A 15,779-nucleotide genomic window follows, 5' to 3' on the forward strand; every position below is an offset into this window, starting at 1 on the left:
TGATAGAAACAAATAAGAGTCCTGTTCGGAATACTAAAAGGAGCGTACAAGCTTTCATGAGAAATAAAATCGTTCAAAAAGTAGTCGTTTATATTATGCTGCTAGCCATGCTCGTTTCTACCCTGTTTTTCGGATTATCTATGTTCTTATAACATAGACAAGAAGCCGGCCTACTCTATCTGAGGGGCCGGCTTTCTTTTTTGCTCAGCGGCTGTTTCTTTTTTCAGCCCTTTAAAGGAGCTTTTGATCAGCAAATACTCTTCCATCTCTTTAATGAACTGAAACAATGCCGCCCTTGCCTCAAATTCCTCCCGTGTGTCCGGCAAATCCATTTGATCAATTTCAGCTTTTAAATCGTATAATTTTTTTAAGTGAAGCAATGCGGTGTTGCCAGGATGAACGCGGGTACTTAAAGCATCCATAAAGTCAGCAAGCACAAGTGCCGCCTTCACTTGATGAGAAATTGAGGTCACAATGCCTAAAACCCGCTCAATGATGTTAAACTGCTTCTCTCTCATAACAAAATAGCTGTAAAAGATGGTATCATCCCTTAACAAATGGTTCTCTACATTTTTAAAAGCGAGCATTTTTCCTTCTTTGATCAGCTTCTCTGTTTTCACAATTTCGTTTCCATCCCACATATGATCTTTATTGCGCAGATACAGAGCTATTTCGTGAAAAATAGATGTAAAATTCCGTTCAATTTCCTCCTGAAGGCTATACAGTTTTCTCTCTACGCTTGGCATATAAAGATTCATAAGCAAAGCAACGCCAATTCCAATTGAAATAATACAAAACTCGTTAAAAATAAGCTGTTTCGTTACTTGCCCGGCAGAAAAAATATGCAAGATGATGACACAGCTTGTAACAATCCCTTCTTTGATTTTAAGGGCCACAAGCGTCGGAATGAAAAATAAGAGCAAAAGCCCCATTACAGGCGCATAATAGCCAATTCCCTCAAAAAAAACGGAAGAAAAAAGCATAGCCACTGCGCACGCAAAAAAACGGCTCTGCGCAGCCTGCAGTGATTTCTTTTTTGTATTTTGAATACATAAGATCGTAATAATTCCCGCTGACACAAAGTTTTCAAGTCCCACCCACTGGGAAATCATGATAGCTGCGGTTGTGCCGACAGCTGTTTTTGCCGTCCGATACCCTATTTTAAACATAATAGTCTCCTGTGCTGAAGAATCAGTTTGTAGTGAAAGAAAACCTTGCCATAACGATGACAAGGTTTCAATATATATATTTACACTTCTTCACAATATTTGTCAAAAGCCTCTTGAAGCTTTTGGACAACAGACATTGGGTCATGTCCTTCAATTTCATGGCGTTCCACCATTGTGCATAATTTCCCGTCTTTCAAAAGAGCAAAAGATGGAGAGGACGGCGGGTAACCGACAAAGTAGCTACGTGCTTTGGCTGTGGCCTCTTTATCCTGTCCGGCAAAGACTGTCACAAGGTGATCCGGGCGCTTATCGCTATGAATCGAGTGAGCAGCAGCTGGACGGGCAATACCGCCGGCACAGCCGCAAACGGAATTAATCATTACAAGCGTTGTTCCCTTTTTAGCAAGTGCTTCTTCTACTTCTTCCGGTGTTTGAAGCTGTGTATATCCAGCAGCTGTGATTTCCTCACGCGCTTGACGAACCACATCATTCATTAAAAAATTAAAATCTATACTCATCTCATACCACTCCTTTATCCACTTTCGTGTACCCTTATGATAAGACAACGGCGCAATGTTTTCAAATAATCTAGTATTTTTTTTATAAATATGGTTTAAAAACGCCGAACAGGGGAAGATAAATAAGGCAACTAGATCCGTACCCCTAAACTCCCTGATTTAAGGCTGATGCTCTCTGAGCATCAGCCATTTTTTGTTTTGTCTACTCCTCCTGCCGGTAAACGTTGGAAAACAAGTCGGTGACTGCTTGAGCTGGCGTTATTTCGCCTGTCATTGTTTTACCTTCCATTTCCGCCAAATTGCCAATAACATATGGATGCTGATAAAAAGTCGCTTTCAGCTGTTCTACAATAAGAGCATGTAACCATTCTTTCGTTTGCAGCTGGCGTCGTTCATCGAACGTGCCGGCTGCTTTCATTTTTTTCTCAAATTCCTGGATCACGTCCCATAATTCAGGGATGCCCTTTCGTTCAATCGAAGAGCAGGTGAATGCCTGTGATGCCCACCCTTTTGTTGCCGGCTGAAGCATATGAAGAATCTGATTAAATTCTCGTTTTGTTTTTTCAGCGAGCTGTTTATTATGACCGTCTGCCTTGTTAACGACAATAGCATCCGCTAACTCCATGATCCCTTTTTTCATTCCTTGCAGCTCATCCCCTGCGCCTGTCAAGATAATAAGCAGGAAAAAATCAACCATGCTGCGGACGATAAATTCACTTTGGCCGACACCGACCGTTTCAATCAAAATAACCTCAAAGCCGGCTGCTTCACAAAGAAGCATGGTTTCCCTCGTTTTCCGGTGCACCCCTCCAAGCGTACCGCCGGAAGGAGATGGGCGGATAAATGCATTTGGATGCCTAGCCAGCGACTCCATCCGCGTCTTGTCTCCAAGAATGCTTCCTCCCGAGATAGAGGAACTGGGATCAATTGCCAGCACAGCTGTTCTATATCCTCTCTCACAAAGCATATGACCAAATGCTTCGATGAATGTGCTTTTTCCAGCTCCAGGCACGCCGGTAATACCAATGCGAATGGATCTTCCCGTATGAGGAAGAAGCTGCTGTAACAGCTCCTGTCCATATGCATAATGGCTATTCGAATTGCTTTCGATAAAAGTAATGGCTTTGGCGAGGTCTTTTCTTTCCCCTGCAATCACTTTGGCGGCCAGCTCCTGTACATCTGGCAATTGCTCTGCTTTTTTTCGAAATCGTTTCTTTTGAGGAGAAGCGAAACCGTCATGGGAAGAGGTCACACCTTTTCTTACGTGAAGGGCCGACTCGTTGTCCGGTAGGTGCTCTTCTCTCAACATTATTCTTCCACTTCCTCGTAACCGAGCCTGCGATAAATCTCCTCGAGAATTTTTTGGGCAGAGACTGGAATAACCGTTCCGGGTCCGAAAATACCAGCTGCTCCGCTGGCCCGGAGAAACTCATAATCTTGGGCGGGAATGACACCGCCGATAAAAACAATAATGTCCTCTCTGCCCAATTTTTTCAATTCGCCAATTAAAGCTGGAAGCAAGGTTTTGTGCCCCGCAGCCAATGAGCTGACACCGATGGCGTGCACGTCGTTTTCTACCGCCTGCAAAGCCGTTTCCTCCGGCGTTTGGAACAATGGCCCGATATCAACATCAAATCCCAAATCAGCATAAGCAGTAGCGACGACCTTTGCCCCCCGGTCATGGCCATCCTGCCCCATTTTAGCGATCAGCAAGCGCGGTCTGCGTCCTTCCTGTTCATTAAATTCATCAGTCAGCCGCTTTACTTCAGCAATCTGTTCTTCATCGGAAAAGTGAGAGCTGTATACACCGCTTACTGATCGGATAATAGCCTGATGCCTTCCGCTTACCTGTTCAATGGCGTCAGAGATTTCTCCTAGTGTCGCCCGTACTCTCGCTGCCTCGACAGCTAGCGCAAGCAAATTCCCTTCTCCCGTTTCTGCAGCCCGGGTGAGTGCCCTTAGTGTTTCCTTTACTTTCTCTTCATTGCGGGTCGACTTCACTTGCTCTAAACGTTCAATTTGCTTGAGCCGTACCGCTGTATTGTCGATATCAAGAATATCAATTGGCTCTTCCTCGGCCAGTCTGTGTCGGTTGACTCCAATAATCACTTCTTTGCCCGAGTCAATTTGCGCCTGGCGTCTTGCAGCCGCTTCTTCGATTCGCATCTTAGGGAGCCCTGTTTCAATCGCCTTTGTCATTCCGCCAAGCTCTTCTACTTCCTCTATGTGCTGCCATGCCCTTTCCATCAATTCATGAGTGAGTGTCTCTACATAATAAGAGCCTGCCCATGGATCAATGACATTCGTAATGCCGGTCTCTTCTTGTAAATACAGCTGAGTATTACGGGCAATTCGGGCCGAGAAGTCAGTCGGCAAAGCAATCGCTTCATCCAATGCATTTGTATGCAGTGACTGAGTGTGTCCCATGGCAGCTGCATGAGCCTCAATAAGCGTTCGCGTCACATTGTTAAATGGGTCTTGCTCTGTGAGGCTCCAGCCTGAAGTTTGTGAATGGGTGCGCAAAGCCAGCGACTTCGTATTTTTTGGTGCAAACGGCTTCATTAACTGGGCCCACATCCGGCGGGCAGCCCGCATTTTAGCCACTTCCATAAAATAATTCATGCCGATTGCCCAGAAAAATGATAACCGCGGAGCAAAAGAGTCAATCTCAATGCCCGCCTGCAATCCTGTCCGCACATACTGCAACCCATCTGCAAGCGTATAGGCAAGTTCAATATCAGCCGGCGCTCCGGCTTCTTGCATATGATAGCCAGAAATACTAATGCTGTTGAATTTGGGCATATTCTCCGATGTGTACTTAAAAATATCCGCGATAATACGCATGGAAACTTCCGGCGGATAGATATACGTGTTTCTTACCATATACTCTTTTAAAATATCATTTTGAATGGTACCGGAAAGTTTTTCACAAGCTACACCTTGTTCTTCGGCAGCGACAATATAAAAAGCCATAATCGGCAGAACCGCTCCATTCATCGTCATAGATACCGACATTTGATCGAGCGGAATACCGTCGAATAAAACTTTCATATCCTCCACAGAATCAATGGCGACCCCCGCTTTTCCTACATCTCCGACGACCCTTGGATGGTTAGAATCATACCCTCTGTGAGTCGGCAAATCAAAAGCAACGGACAGCCCTTTTTGTCCCATGGCCAAATTGCGGCGGTAAAAAGCATTGCTTTCTTCCGCAGTGGAAAAGCCGGCATACTGGCGGATTGTCCACGGCCGATTTACATACATCGTCGGGTAGGGGCCGCGTGTATAGGGAGCGACGCCGGGAAAATCCTGTAAATGTTCCATCTTTTCAAGCGCCTCTTTTGTATAAAGCGGATGGAGATGGATTTGTTCATTCGTTTCAAATACCCATTCATCAAGGGCCTGCTTTACTTCCTGCTCAAAAGCGGCCTTCCACTCTTGAAAAGAAAGGGATTCTTTCGTGCTCGTTGGGGTGAATCGCTGAAAATCAGGTTTACTCATATGCCGTCACTCCTTCCAAATGATCGAGCAGTTCTGTTACTTTTTCGATTAGATTCTGGCCGCTGTAAATTTGTCCGTCCAAGCCGGCCTTCTGCCATTCCGCTTTAGTCTCTTCAGGAAGCTTGCCCGCCACTTCAACTCCGACTGAAGAATTTATCTGTTTTACTGCGGCCACAAGCCGTGGGCCAAACGCGGTATAGGACTCATCTTTACCGCAAATGCAGTAATAAGATAAACCGCTTTCCTTAACGAACTGTACAGCTTCTTCAAGTGTCTCGCACTCTATGCTTCGCTGGACAGCAATGCCGCCCGCAGCTAGTATGCCCGTTACGAAATCAGCCCGCTGTTTAAAATCCTTCAGCTTCCCTAAGCAAATAAGCCCCGCCTGTGCTCCTATTCGTTCTGCTCTCTCTCTTAATCTCTCAAATGGTTCGGCGAGCCTTTGACTCTTAACTGGAATAATTTCATCACCACTGTCTTTTACATGCAATTCAGCAAGCGTTGTCTCTTCATCTATTTGGCTTCTTATATCCTGGAAGGAAGATACTGTATTTTCAGCTAAAAGCATAGCTAACTTTGGCTTTTCTATGATTTTTTGTTCATGGAGATCTGCATAAATGTTCGTTCCAATCATTGATTTTATCCGTGTAGCAAGGTCTGCACTTCGCTTCTTAAAAATAGCAGCGAGCTCTTTTTGGATAGTACCGGCTTTCAACCCGGCAATAATCCCACCTGCCTCTTCAATAGTTACAAAATTTTCCCACGCTAATCGGCTGAGTTCTGCTGTCAGCACCTCTATATAATAAGAGCCTCCTGCAGGATCAATTACCTTTTCAAGGTGAGACTCATTTTTTAATATGAGTGGAATATTCTTCGCTATGCGCTCCCCAAGAGCAGATGGCATACCTCTGAGTTCATCAAAGGATCTAACCTGTAAATATTCCACTCCTCCGAGTACAGCTGAAAACGCTTCACTTCCCGTGCGCAGAATATTGACGTGACTGTCCAGTTTGGATAAGGTGAAAGCCGATGTTTCTGCCCCGATTGGGATTTTTATTCTGTCTTCCGTTATGCCGTACGCCTGGCAAAGGGCGGTCCAGCATTGACGAAAAGCCCGCAGCTTGGCTGTTTCCATAAAAAATTGTGAACCAATTGCGAAATGAAGAGACATGCTCTCAATTACTTCGGCCGGAGACCAGCCTTCTTTTTTCAGCCATTCAATGTAAAATACCGCTTCAGCAAGAGCAAGAGAAATTTCCTGAAAAGCATTTGCCCCCGCTTCATGATAAGGAGTGATGTCAATATGGATTGTTCTTAATTTAGGAAACGCTTTCTTTAATTCTGTTATGGCTTCTGCTTGTAGAGCGAGCAGTCGTTCATCCGGAACAAGTCCTTTTTGTGCATACAGAGAAATACTATCTGTTCCAGCTATGCCAGTTAGCTTATCAGGCTTTAACTTTAATAAGAAGGAAGCGATAGCAAGAAAGTGGTCTTTGGTGTTTATGTACAATGGATATTTCTCTAAAGGGAGGGCTGAAAATTCAGTGAACGTCATGGCAGGTATATCTTCTGCTGAAAACGCTATAGCATCTTGGCCTTCCTTAAGTGCAACCATAAGCTTCTCCTTTAAAATGGCGCCATTATCTGCTTTAATAACATGGGCGTTTTTCCAAGGGACCTCTGCATAACCGCCTTTATAAAATCCTCTCGTATACGAAGGAAAGCCTGGGTACTGCTCGACATCTAAAGTGGCAGTCTCTGCTCCGTATAAAGGCTTTAATAAAATTTGCTCATAAGTGGCCGCATGAAGAGCTGTAAATGGCTTTCCTTTCAAGGAAGCCTCTGCTGCTTTTTCCCACTCCTCCATCGTCACTTTTGGAAAACGCTGGGCTTTCATTTCTTGAATTTCCATGCAATCTCCTCTCCTTCGCCTCGCTCTAAATGTTATTTCTTAAAAATTCTAACTCTTTCTTTATCATTATTTTATCTAAACCAGCCATTTCCATCAATGAGAAGCCATTAAAAAACATCCATCTCTTTTTCTTATGGCCCATCCGTGAAAATTTTTTGATAACATGCTATGCTATCCTTACCTTCTTATTCGAAGGAAACTGAAATAGGGGAGAAAAAAATGAGAAAAATCTTCGCATGGTTGGGAGTATTGTTTTTAAGCTTAACCACGATAGCGCATGCTGACAGTGCCGTCGGCGACGTAATCGTAACTCTCGGCGAAAATTTATCACCTGCTCAAAAAGAACAAATCTTAAAAGAAATGGACGTTCCAACTGACGTCACTACTGTCACCGTATCCAACGCAGAAGAGCATAAATATTTAGGTGAGTATATACCGAAAGCACAAATTGGTTCAAAAGCCCTTTCATCCAGTAAAATTACGATGAAGGAAAAAGGATACGGAATTAATGTCCAGACGAATAATATTTCCTGGGTATCTAAAGAAATGTATACGAATGCTTTGTCTACAGCAGGTGTAAAAGATGCAGACATTTATATTACCGCTCCGTTTGAGGTATCGGGTACCGCCGCACTCACCGGATTGATTAAAGCCTATGAAACGTCTACCGGTGAAAAAATTCCGGAAGAACAAAAACAAGTCGCCAATGAAGAAATGGTTACCACAGCGAAACTCGGCGATCAAATCGGTGAAAAGCAAGCGACTGAATTGATTCAGCGCATAAAAGAAGAAGTTGCAAAGGAAAACCCGCAAACGATTCAAGAAATTAAAGTCATTATTAACAATGTATCGAACGAGCTAAATATTCAGCTGACACAGGATCAAATCGACCAGCTTTCTGCTCTGTTTGATAAAATGAAAAATCTTGATATTAATTGGGATCAGGTTAACCAGCAAATTGACAAAGCAAAAGAAAAATGGAACGAATTCAAAAACTCTGATGAAGGCAAAGGCATCCTGCAGTCTATTATTGATTTCTTGCAAGGAATCGTTGACTGGATCGCTGGTTTATTCAAATAAGCTATGAAGCTACCGGAAAAATCACCGGTAGCTTTTTTTTGAAAAAATAGCAAGAAAAGTCAAGAACCAAATCTTCTCTTCATTTATGCTGTTTATAAAGGAGGCCAGCCAATGAATTATCAACCTGTTTTGCAAGAAACCATTCGTTTTATCGAGGCGCATTTAACCGACGAACTGACAGCCGCCAAGATAGCGGACTATGCCGGTTTTTCTTTGTATCATTTTCACCGGATCTTCCAAAAAGAAACCGGCATGACAATAGCGGAATATATACGGAGCAGAAGGCTGACCCAGGCAGCGGCTTTGCTTCGTTATACAGACGAACCGATCATTAGCATTGCTCTGGATTTTCATTTTGGAACACAGGAATCTTTTACAAGAGCCTTCAAGAAAATGTTCCACATGCCCCCAGGGCAATACCGCAAATTGATAGGCCCAATCTTAATCAAAAATGGAGGCGGAAACATGGACAATCATAAAGAGGCAAAAGGATGGTTTTTAAGCGGCAGTCATCCATTCCATTATGAGCTGGGAACAGATACGAAAGTTGTGCATCAAGGAAATTGTTCCGGTTATTTAAAATCGGTCACTGTTCAAAATGCAGACGAATTTGCTACGATTATGCAACAATTTAAAGCAGCTAAATTTCTTGGAAAACGAGTCAAGTTATCTGCTTACATTAAAACAGAAAAAGTTGACCAATTTGCCGGCATGTGGATGAGAGTAGACAACGCGGCAGGAGATGTGCTGCAATTCGATAATATGAACAACCGGCCAATTACCGGCAGTACAGACTGGAATCTGTATTCCATTGTCCTTGATGTAACAGAAGACAGTTCAGTTATTTCCTTCGGTGTATTATTATCCGGCATCGGACACGTATGGATGGACGGATTTACATTTACAGAGGTAAGTACATCTGTTCCAACGACAAATTTGGAAGTGACAGCTGAACTGCTCGATGAACCGGCTAACTTGTCTTTTGAAGAAGGATTAACGATGGAGCAGCAACCGTGATAACTTTTGTTACTTATTTAAAAGCAGCTATTGTAAGCCTTCTCGTTGCAGCAGTGATTTTATTCATGAATATGATCATCTCTTATAGTATGCACGCTTTATTTAATACCGGGAAACGTGAGTGGCTTTCCACTGGAACCGGAATCATTTTTCTGCTTATTTTCTTATCAAGCTTTCTGTATCAAATACAAAAACAGCAAAAAGGAAGCTGACCGTTGGCCTTGCGCCAGCTGGTCAGCTTCCTTTGCTTTTTAATAAACGGAAGTATCCGCTGAAATGTTCTCCAAAATTTCTTTTACACGCTGTAAAAAGCGGCCACAGATTAGTCCATCAAGCACACGATGATCCAATGAAAGACAAAGATTCACCATGTCACGCACAGCAATCATGCCGCCCGGCATGACAACAGGACGCTTTACAATAGACTCTACCTGCAGGATAGCTGCTTGCGGATAATTGATAATTCCCATTGATTGCACGGAACCGAATGACCCCGTATTGTTTACTGTGAAGGTTCCCCCTTGCATATCTTCCGCCTTGAGTGTGCCGGAGCGAACCTTGCCGGCCAGCTCGTGAATTTCACGGGCAATGCCTTTAATTGTTTTCTCGTCAGCCTGCTTGATCACAGGGACAAATAGAGCATCGTCTGTGGCCACGGCAATGGAAAGATTAATCTCTTTCTTTTGGATAATTTCATCGCCCGCCCACATCGAGTTTACTTGTGGAAATTCTTTTAAAGCTTGAGCAACAGCTTTCACAAAGAAAGCAAAATAAGTTAAATTAAAGCCTTCCTTCTTCTTAAACTCTTCTTTTAAAGCGTCACGGCGAGCAACAAGATTTGTTACATCTACTTCCATCATCGTCCACGCATGCGGCACTTCTTGCTTAGCACGGACCATATTCGCAGCAATTGCTTTTCTAACGCCGCTCACCGGCATGCTAATATCTCCCGGCATGGAGGAAACCGATGGCTTTGCCTGTGCTTGAGCTGTTGTTTTTTCTGGGGCAGCTGCTTTTGGCTGGGGAGCCATTTGCTGCGGTGCTCTCACTTCACCGGATTCTATTATTTTCAATAAGTCTTTACGCGTAATCCGTCCGCCCTTTCCGGACCCATTCACTTGCGTTAAGTCAATATTATGCTCTTGGGAAAGTTTTAAAACAGCCGGTGAATACCGGGCTTTGTTCTCCGCCTTCGTTTCTGTCTCCTCTGCCGGCTTTGACTGGACAGCGTCAGAAGCCTCCTGTAGGGATGACTCCTTCTTCTCTCCTGCCCCTTCAATATCCATCAGGCAGATGACGGCTCCGACCTCGAGCGTTTCACCTTCAGCCGCTACAAGCTCTGTCACCGTGCCTGTAAAGGAAGAAGGCACTTCCGCATTTACTTTATCTGTCATCACTTCAGCAATTGGGTCGTATTTGTTCACATGATCCCCCGGCTGGACAAGCCATTTGCTAATGGTACCTTCAGTGACGCTTTCCCCAAGCTGGGGCATCGTTACTTGTTCTATTGCCACAAAAAAACCTCCTCTCTCTATGTTCGCCTTAAAACTCGGCCAATTCCCGCATAGCTTTTTCTACTTTGTCCGGGTTCATCATGAAAAACTTCTCCATAGTCGGTGCATAAGGCATTGCTGGCACATCAGGGCCTGCCAATCGTTTAACAGGAGCGTCGAGATCAAACAGGCAGTTCTCGGCAATAATGGCCGCTACCTCACTCATTATGCTGCCTTCTTTATTGTCCTCCGTGATCAACAGAACTTTTCCCGTTTTCTTTGCTGCTTCACAAATTGCTTCTTTGTCAAGTGGATAAACGGTACGAAGATCAAGTATTTCTGCTTCGATTCCATCCTTTGCTAATTTCTCTGCCGCTTGCATAGCAAAGTGGACACACAGTCCATAAGTAATGACGGTAATGTCTTCTCCCTTGCGTTTAGTATCCGCTTTGCCGATCGGGAGTACATAGTCCTCTGTAGGCACTTCTCCTTTAATTAACCGGTAAGCCCGCTTGTGTTCAAAGAACAAGACAGGGTCTTCATCGCGGATAGCTGCTTTCAACAAGCCTTTTACGTCATAAGGAGTGGAAGGCATAACAATCTTTAAGCCTGGCTGATTGGCAAATACTGCTTCCACTGATTGAGAGTGATACAAGGCCCCATGCACTCCGCCGCCATATGGCGCCCGAATGACAATCGGACAGCTCCAGTCATTATTCGAGCGATAGCGAATGCGGGCTGCCTCTGAGATAATTTGATTCACAGCCGGCATAATGAAATCAGCAAACTGCATTTCAGCAATGGGCCGCATACCATACATCGCTGCGCCAATGCCTACTCCCGCAATCGCCGATTCTGCAAGCGGCGTATCCATTACACGATCTTCTCCGAACCGCTCATGCAAACCGGCTGTCGCCTTGAAGACACCGCCCTTTTTTCCGACGTCTTCCCCGAGAACAAATACTCTCGGATCCCGTTCCATTTCTTCGCGCATCGCCATTGTAACCGCATCTATATAAGAAATTACCGGCATCCTTTTCTCCCCCTATTGCTTCTCCGCATATACGTAAGTCAATGCATCTTCCGGATTTGCATACGGTGCATTTTCAGCATAATCGGTCGCTTCATTGACTTCTTTCATAATGCGATCATTAATTTCTTTTTCAATTTCATCATTCAGCACACCCGTCTCTCTCAGGTAATTGCCAAACGTGATGATTGGGTCATTTGATTTTGCTCTTTCCACTTCATCCGGTGAGCGGTAAGTACGGTCATCGTCGTCTGATGAATGGGCTGTTAAACGGTAGGAGACTGTCTCGATCAACGTTGGGCCTTCTCCGCGCCGCGCCCGATCTGCCGCTTCTTTTACATATTTATATACTTCTATCGGATCATTTCCATCGATGGTAAAGCCAGGCATGCCGTATCCCTGCGCCCGATCAGCAACGTTTTCACATGCCAGTTGCTTCTCTACAGGCACTGAGATCGCATATTTATTATTTTCGCACATAAAAATAACAGGCAATTTATGCACACCGGCAAAGTTGGCTCCCTCGTGAAAATCCCCCTGGTTGGAGGAACCTTCTCCAAAAGTAACGAAAGCAACGATGTCCTCTTTTTCCATCTTCCCTCCCAAGGCGATTCCAACTGCATGAGGAACTTGGGTAGTAACCGGGGAAGACCCTGTTACAATTCGATTTTTCTTTTGGCCAAAATGCCCAGGCATTTGACGGCCGGCCGAATTAGGATCTTCTGCTTTTGCAAAACCAGAAAGCATCAGGTCCTTTGCTGTCATTCCAAAGGTTAGTACGACTCCCATATCTCTATAATACGGCAGCACATAATCCTTTTGTTTATCGAGGGCAAAAGCCGCTCCTACTTGTGCCGCTTCTTGACCTTGGCAGGAAATAACGAAAGGAATTTTTCCTGAACGGTTAAGAAGCCACATCCGCTCATCAATCCTGCGGGCAAGCAGCATTGTTTCATACATTTCCAGCACTGTTGTATCACTTAATCCTATCGCAGTGTGACGATTTTCAGCCATAGCTATTTCTCTCCCTTCTTTCTATCCTTATGAATGAATGGCCTTACCTTCCACAGCAAGAGCCGCTTCCCCGATCGCTTCACTAAGCGTTGGGTGCGGATGAATCGCATGACTCACTTCCCATGAAGCTGCATCAAGTACACGGGCGAGACCCGCTTCTGAAATCATATCTGTTACATGAGGGCCAATCATATGAACGCCAAGCAAGTCATCCGTCTCTTTATCTGCCACTATTTTAACAAAGCCATCGCTTTCTCCGTAGACGAGAGCTTTTCCGATTGCACGAAAAGAAAACTTGCCAGTTTTTAACTCATATCCTTGTTCCTTCGCTTCCTGTTCTGTCAAGCCGACGCTTGCTGCTTCGGGACTGGAATAAATACATTTAGGCACCATTGTATAATCAATCGGGTCTGCTTCTTCCCCAGCTAAATGGTTAACAGCCGTTATCCCTTCATGAGAAGCCACATGAGCAAGCTGCAAGCCGCCAATAACATCTCCAATGGCATAAATATGAGACTCCTTCGTCTGGTAAAATTCGTTGACGGCTATAGTCCCTTTCTCCACTTCAATCTCTGTATTTTCAAGGCCGATGCCCTCTGTGTTTGCTTGTCGGCCAATGGACACGAGCAGTTTCTCTGCTTTGTGAGTGCTCTGTCCTTCACTCGTTTCTGCTTGAATGGTCACAGAACTATTTTGTTTTTCCACTGTTTCTGCCAGCACTTTTGCACGAGTGATTATCTCTACTCCGCGCTTTTTGAGCAAGCGCTCCATTTCCTTGGAAATTTCCATATCTTCTGTTGGTAGAATTCGATCTGCATATTCAAGAACCGTTACTTTGACTCCAAAATCAACAAGCATAGAAGCCCACTCAATGCCGATTACGCCCCCTCCGACAATAATGACTGATGCTGGAAGGCTTTCAAGCGCTAATGCATCGTCAGAAGATAAAATGGTTTCCCCATCAAAAGGAAGATCCGGCAGAGAACGCGGACGGGAGCCTGTTGCAATGATAACATTTTTAGGAATAAGCATGGGATTGTCGGTTCCGTCATTCATTTCAACCGACACCGTTCCTGGCATCGGGGAGAAGATAGATGGACCTAAAATGCGACCAAACCCTTCATATATATCAATCTTATTTTTTTTCATTAATCCTTGCACACCGCTGTAAAGCGTATCTACAATGTCCTGCTTCCGCTTTTGTACCCTTGCAAAATTTAACGTTACGCTGCCTGTTGTTACTCCAAACTCTTCACTTTTTTTGGCAGTCTTAAATACCTCTGCACTTCTCAGCAGGGCTTTAGACGGTATGCACCCTTTATGAAGGCATGTCCCTCCGAGCTTGCTTTTTTCTACAATTGCTGTTTTTAAACCAAGCTGTGCCGCACGAATCGCAGCAACATATCCGCCCGTTCCTCCGCCAAGAATAACTAAATCATATTCTTCAGCCAAATCTTCTCCTCCTCTTTCTCTGGTCCATACCTAGTATATTAATCATCCCCCGTTAAGATGAAAAGGGTCTGCTCTGCCAAAGAGAGTAAATAGCGATCCCCTTGGTAAGTGGAATATTTGCATCTTGTTTGTGGGAGTTGACTGAAAACCACAAAATAAGCAGGGATGTTTAATTGGCCTGAGATATAACAGGCCATATTTACCCATAGTCGACTTCTTTCTTCCCATCTTCCAGGGTTGTATCCAACGATCTCGGTACACAAACGACCTGAAGCTTTGAAAGGTTCATTCCTTCTCTATCAAGTGAAGCCAGCAAATGAAGACACAGCTCCGCCGGCGTCTTCTTTTCATATGGAAAAGCTTGTTCAAATACGGCTATTTGATTATTAAACACGCCCGCTATCACTTCTTCTTTAGATACATACATAACGAGCATGCGGAATGCTTTTGCTTGCAAGAGCACCCCTCCGCTTCTCAATTAATGTTTCCGTCTTGATAAAATGTGATGGCCATTCAATAAGAATTGATTTCTTGCCTTGCCCATTTTCTGAATTCGCTCTTCAGCCATGCGATCCGCCGCCTGGTAGGTTGGAATGTGATCACGCTTGGAAATATTAATGGTTCTTTCAATGTTATGATAAATCTGCTCAACCTTTTTCATGGCGCGCTCCCGATTGTAACCATTCAGTTCATCCGCCACATTAATTACACCGCCGGCATTAATTACATAATCAGGAGCATAAATAATGCCACGTTCATGCAGTTCGTCACCGTCTTTGTTTTCTTTTAATTGATTATTGGCAGAGCCGGCGACCACTTTTACTTTCAATTGAGGAATAGTGGATGAATTAATTACTGCTCCAAGAGCACATGGAGCAAAAATATCGGCCTCGACCCCATAAATTTCATCAGTATTCACCGCTACAGCACCAAACTCATCGACAGCCCGCTTTACTGCCTCCTTATTAATATCCGTTACAATTAGCTTGGCTCCCGCCTCATGTAAATGCCGGCATAAATGATAAGCGACATTTCCTACTCCTTGCACCGAAACAGTGAGACCTTCGAGTGAGTCTGTGCCAAAAGCCTCTTTGGCTGCTGCTTGCATACCGACAAAGCAACCATAAGCGGTAACCGGCGAAGGATTGCCAGAGGAACCGAAAGCAGGAGAGATCCCCGTGACATAATCTGTCTCCTCATGGATGATATCCATATCTTCTACTGTTGTACCAACATCTTCAGCTGTAATGTACCGACCATTTAACCCTTGGATATACCGGCCGAACGCCCGGAACATTTCTTCATTTTTATCTTTGCGGGGATCACCAATAATCACCGCTTTCCCGCCGCCCAAATTTAAGCCTGCGGCTGCATTTTTATATGTCATGCCTCGTGCCAGACGAAGAGCATCTTCAATAGCTGCTTCTTCCGATGCATAGGTCCACATTCTTGTGCCGCCAAGCGCAGGTCCTAATGTTGTATCATGTATAGCGATAATTGCTTTTAACCCCGATACCTCATCTTGGCAAAATACGAGCTGTTCATAATCATATGTTTTCATATATTTAAAAATTTCCATTGTTCATCCTCCTT

Annotated in this window: 15 protein-coding genes; 4 read left to right on the plus strand and 11 right to left on the minus strand. The window is 44.4% G+C overall.

What is annotated here, in order from left to right:
* Positions 1–56 precede the first annotated feature (56 nt).
* Positions 57–152, plus strand: coding sequence for a stressosome-associated protein Prli42 (gene prli42 / locus CJ483_RS24415; RefSeq protein WP_182916976.1), 96 nt, complete (start codon positions 57–59; stop codon positions 150–152).
* Positions 153–170: 18 nt separating this feature from the next.
* Here prli42 and CJ483_RS05790 read toward each other — a convergent pair whose 3' ends face one another.
* From CJ483_RS05790 to CJ483_RS05810, 5 genes are all read right to left on the minus strand, one after another.
* Positions 171–1,169, minus strand: coding sequence for an aromatic acid exporter family protein (locus CJ483_RS05790; RefSeq protein ID WP_120032799.1), 999 nt, complete (start codon positions 1,167–1,169; stop codon positions 171–173).
* A gap of 80 nt (positions 1,170–1,249) precedes the next feature.
* Positions 1,250–1,687 (minus strand): BrxA/BrxB family bacilliredoxin, encoded by a 438-nt coding sequence (locus tag CJ483_RS05795; RefSeq protein WP_120032802.1) that lies wholly within the window; start codon positions 1,685–1,687, stop codon positions 1,250–1,252.
* A gap of 202 nt (positions 1,688–1,889) precedes the next feature.
* Positions 1,890–2,996 carry a methylmalonyl Co-A mutase-associated GTPase MeaB gene (gene meaB / locus CJ483_RS05800; protein ID WP_120032805.1) on the minus strand — a complete coding sequence of 369 codons (1,107 nt, stop codon included), beginning with the start codon at positions 2,994–2,996 and terminating at the stop codon, positions 1,890–1,892.
* Complete coding sequence (gene scpA, locus CJ483_RS05805; protein ID WP_120032808.1) at positions 2,996–5,188, minus strand: methylmalonyl-CoA mutase; 2,193 nt, start codon at positions 5,186–5,188, stop codon at positions 2,996–2,998. The genes meaB and scpA overlap by 1 nt, the downstream gene beginning before the upstream one ends.
* Complete coding sequence (locus tag CJ483_RS05810; RefSeq protein WP_120032812.1) at positions 5,181–7,100, minus strand: methylmalonyl-CoA mutase family protein; 1,920 nt, start codon at positions 7,098–7,100, stop codon at positions 5,181–5,183. Before CJ483_RS05810 ends, scpA begins: the two co-directional genes overlap by 8 nt.
* A gap of 219 nt (positions 7,101–7,319) precedes the next feature.
* Here CJ483_RS05810 and CJ483_RS05815 point away from each other — a divergent pair, with 219 nt between their 5' ends.
* The 3 genes from CJ483_RS05815 to CJ483_RS05825 all read left to right on the plus strand — a co-directional run bounded on the left by CJ483_RS05815 (position 7,320) and on the right by CJ483_RS05825 (position 9,409).
* Positions 7,320–8,180 carry a DUF1002 domain-containing protein gene (locus CJ483_RS05815; RefSeq protein ID WP_120032815.1) on the plus strand — a complete coding sequence of 287 codons (861 nt, stop codon included), beginning with the start codon at positions 7,320–7,322 and terminating at the stop codon, positions 8,178–8,180.
* Positions 8,181–8,291: 111 nt separating this feature from the next.
* The gene (locus CJ483_RS05820) at positions 8,292–9,197 is read left to right on the plus strand and encodes a helix-turn-helix domain-containing protein (protein ID WP_120032819.1); all 906 of its coding nucleotides are present in this window, start codon (positions 8,292–8,294) and stop codon (positions 9,195–9,197) included.
* Positions 9,194–9,409: a hypothetical protein gene (locus tag CJ483_RS05825; protein WP_120032821.1), complete on the plus strand. Its 216-nt coding sequence runs from the start codon at positions 9,194–9,196 to the stop codon at positions 9,407–9,409. Before CJ483_RS05820 ends, CJ483_RS05825 begins: the two co-directional genes overlap by 4 nt.
* Positions 9,410–9,448: 39 nt before the next feature.
* Here CJ483_RS05825 and CJ483_RS05830 read toward each other — a convergent pair whose 3' ends face one another.
* From CJ483_RS05830 to bcd, 6 genes are all read right to left on the minus strand, one after another.
* Positions 9,449–10,711, minus strand: a complete 1,263-nt coding sequence (locus tag CJ483_RS05830; RefSeq protein WP_120032825.1) for a dihydrolipoamide acetyltransferase family protein — start codon at positions 10,709–10,711, stop codon at positions 9,449–9,451.
* Positions 10,712–10,739: 28 nt separating this feature from the next.
* Positions 10,740–11,723 carry an alpha-ketoacid dehydrogenase subunit beta gene (locus CJ483_RS05835; RefSeq protein ID WP_120032828.1) on the minus strand — a complete coding sequence of 328 codons (984 nt, stop codon included), beginning with the start codon at positions 11,721–11,723 and terminating at the stop codon, positions 10,740–10,742.
* Between the two features lie 12 nt (positions 11,724–11,735).
* Positions 11,736–12,734 carry a thiamine pyrophosphate-dependent dehydrogenase E1 component subunit alpha gene (locus CJ483_RS05840; RefSeq protein ID WP_120032831.1) on the minus strand — a complete coding sequence of 333 codons (999 nt, stop codon included), beginning with the start codon at positions 12,732–12,734 and terminating at the stop codon, positions 11,736–11,738.
* A 27-nt stretch (positions 12,735–12,761) separates the two neighbouring features.
* Positions 12,762–14,186 carry a dihydrolipoyl dehydrogenase gene (gene lpdA / locus CJ483_RS05845; protein ID WP_120032834.1) on the minus strand — a complete coding sequence of 475 codons (1,425 nt, stop codon included), beginning with the start codon at positions 14,184–14,186 and terminating at the stop codon, positions 12,762–12,764.
* Between the two features lie 199 nt (positions 14,187–14,385).
* Positions 14,386–14,643: a hypothetical protein gene (locus tag CJ483_RS05850; RefSeq protein ID WP_120032837.1), complete on the minus strand. Its 258-nt coding sequence runs from the start codon at positions 14,641–14,643 to the stop codon at positions 14,386–14,388.
* A 21-nt stretch (positions 14,644–14,664) separates the two neighbouring features.
* Positions 14,665–15,765, minus strand: a complete 1,101-nt coding sequence (gene bcd / locus CJ483_RS05855) for a branched-chain amino acid dehydrogenase (RefSeq protein WP_120032840.1) — start codon at positions 15,763–15,765, stop codon at positions 14,665–14,667.
* Between the last annotated feature and the right edge of the window lie 14 nt (positions 15,766–15,779).

The organism is Bacillus sp. PK3_68, from assembly GCF_003600835.1.
GTDB lineage: Bacteria > Bacillota > Bacilli > Bacillales > Domibacillaceae > Pseudobacillus.

Coding starts and splice junctions, on each gene's coding strand:
- prli42 (WP_182916976.1), top strand. CDS start 57: ATGAGAAATAAAATCGTTCAAAAAGTAGTCGTTTATATTATGCTGCTA.
- CJ483_RS05790 (WP_120032799.1), bottom strand. CDS start 1,169: ATGTTTAAAATAGGGTATCGGACGGCAAAAACAGCTGTCGGCACAACC.
- CJ483_RS05795 (WP_120032802.1), bottom strand. CDS start 1,687: ATGAGTATAGATTTTAATTTTTTAATGAATGATGTGGTTCGTCAAGCG.
- meaB (WP_120032805.1), bottom strand. CDS start 2,996: ATGTTGAGAGAAGAGCACCTACCGGACAACGAGTCGGCCCTTCACGTA.
- scpA (WP_120032808.1), bottom strand. CDS start 5,188: ATGAGTAAACCTGATTTTCAGCGATTCACCCCAACGAGCACGAAAGAA.
- CJ483_RS05810 (WP_120032812.1), bottom strand. CDS start 7,100: ATGGAAATTCAAGAAATGAAAGCCCAGCGTTTTCCAAAAGTGACGATG.
- CJ483_RS05815 (WP_120032815.1), top strand. CDS start 7,320: ATGAGAAAAATCTTCGCATGGTTGGGAGTATTGTTTTTAAGCTTAACC.
- CJ483_RS05820 (WP_120032819.1), top strand. CDS start 8,292: ATGAATTATCAACCTGTTTTGCAAGAAACCATTCGTTTTATCGAGGCG.
- CJ483_RS05835 (WP_120032828.1), bottom strand. CDS start 11,723: ATGCCGGTAATTTCTTATATAGATGCGGTTACAATGGCGATGCGCGAA.
- CJ483_RS05840 (WP_120032831.1), bottom strand. CDS start 12,734: ATGGCTGAAAATCGTCACACTGCGATAGGATTAAGTGATACAACAGTG.
- bcd (WP_120032840.1), bottom strand. CDS start 15,765: ATGGAAATTTTTAAATATATGAAAACATATGATTATGAACAGCTCGTA.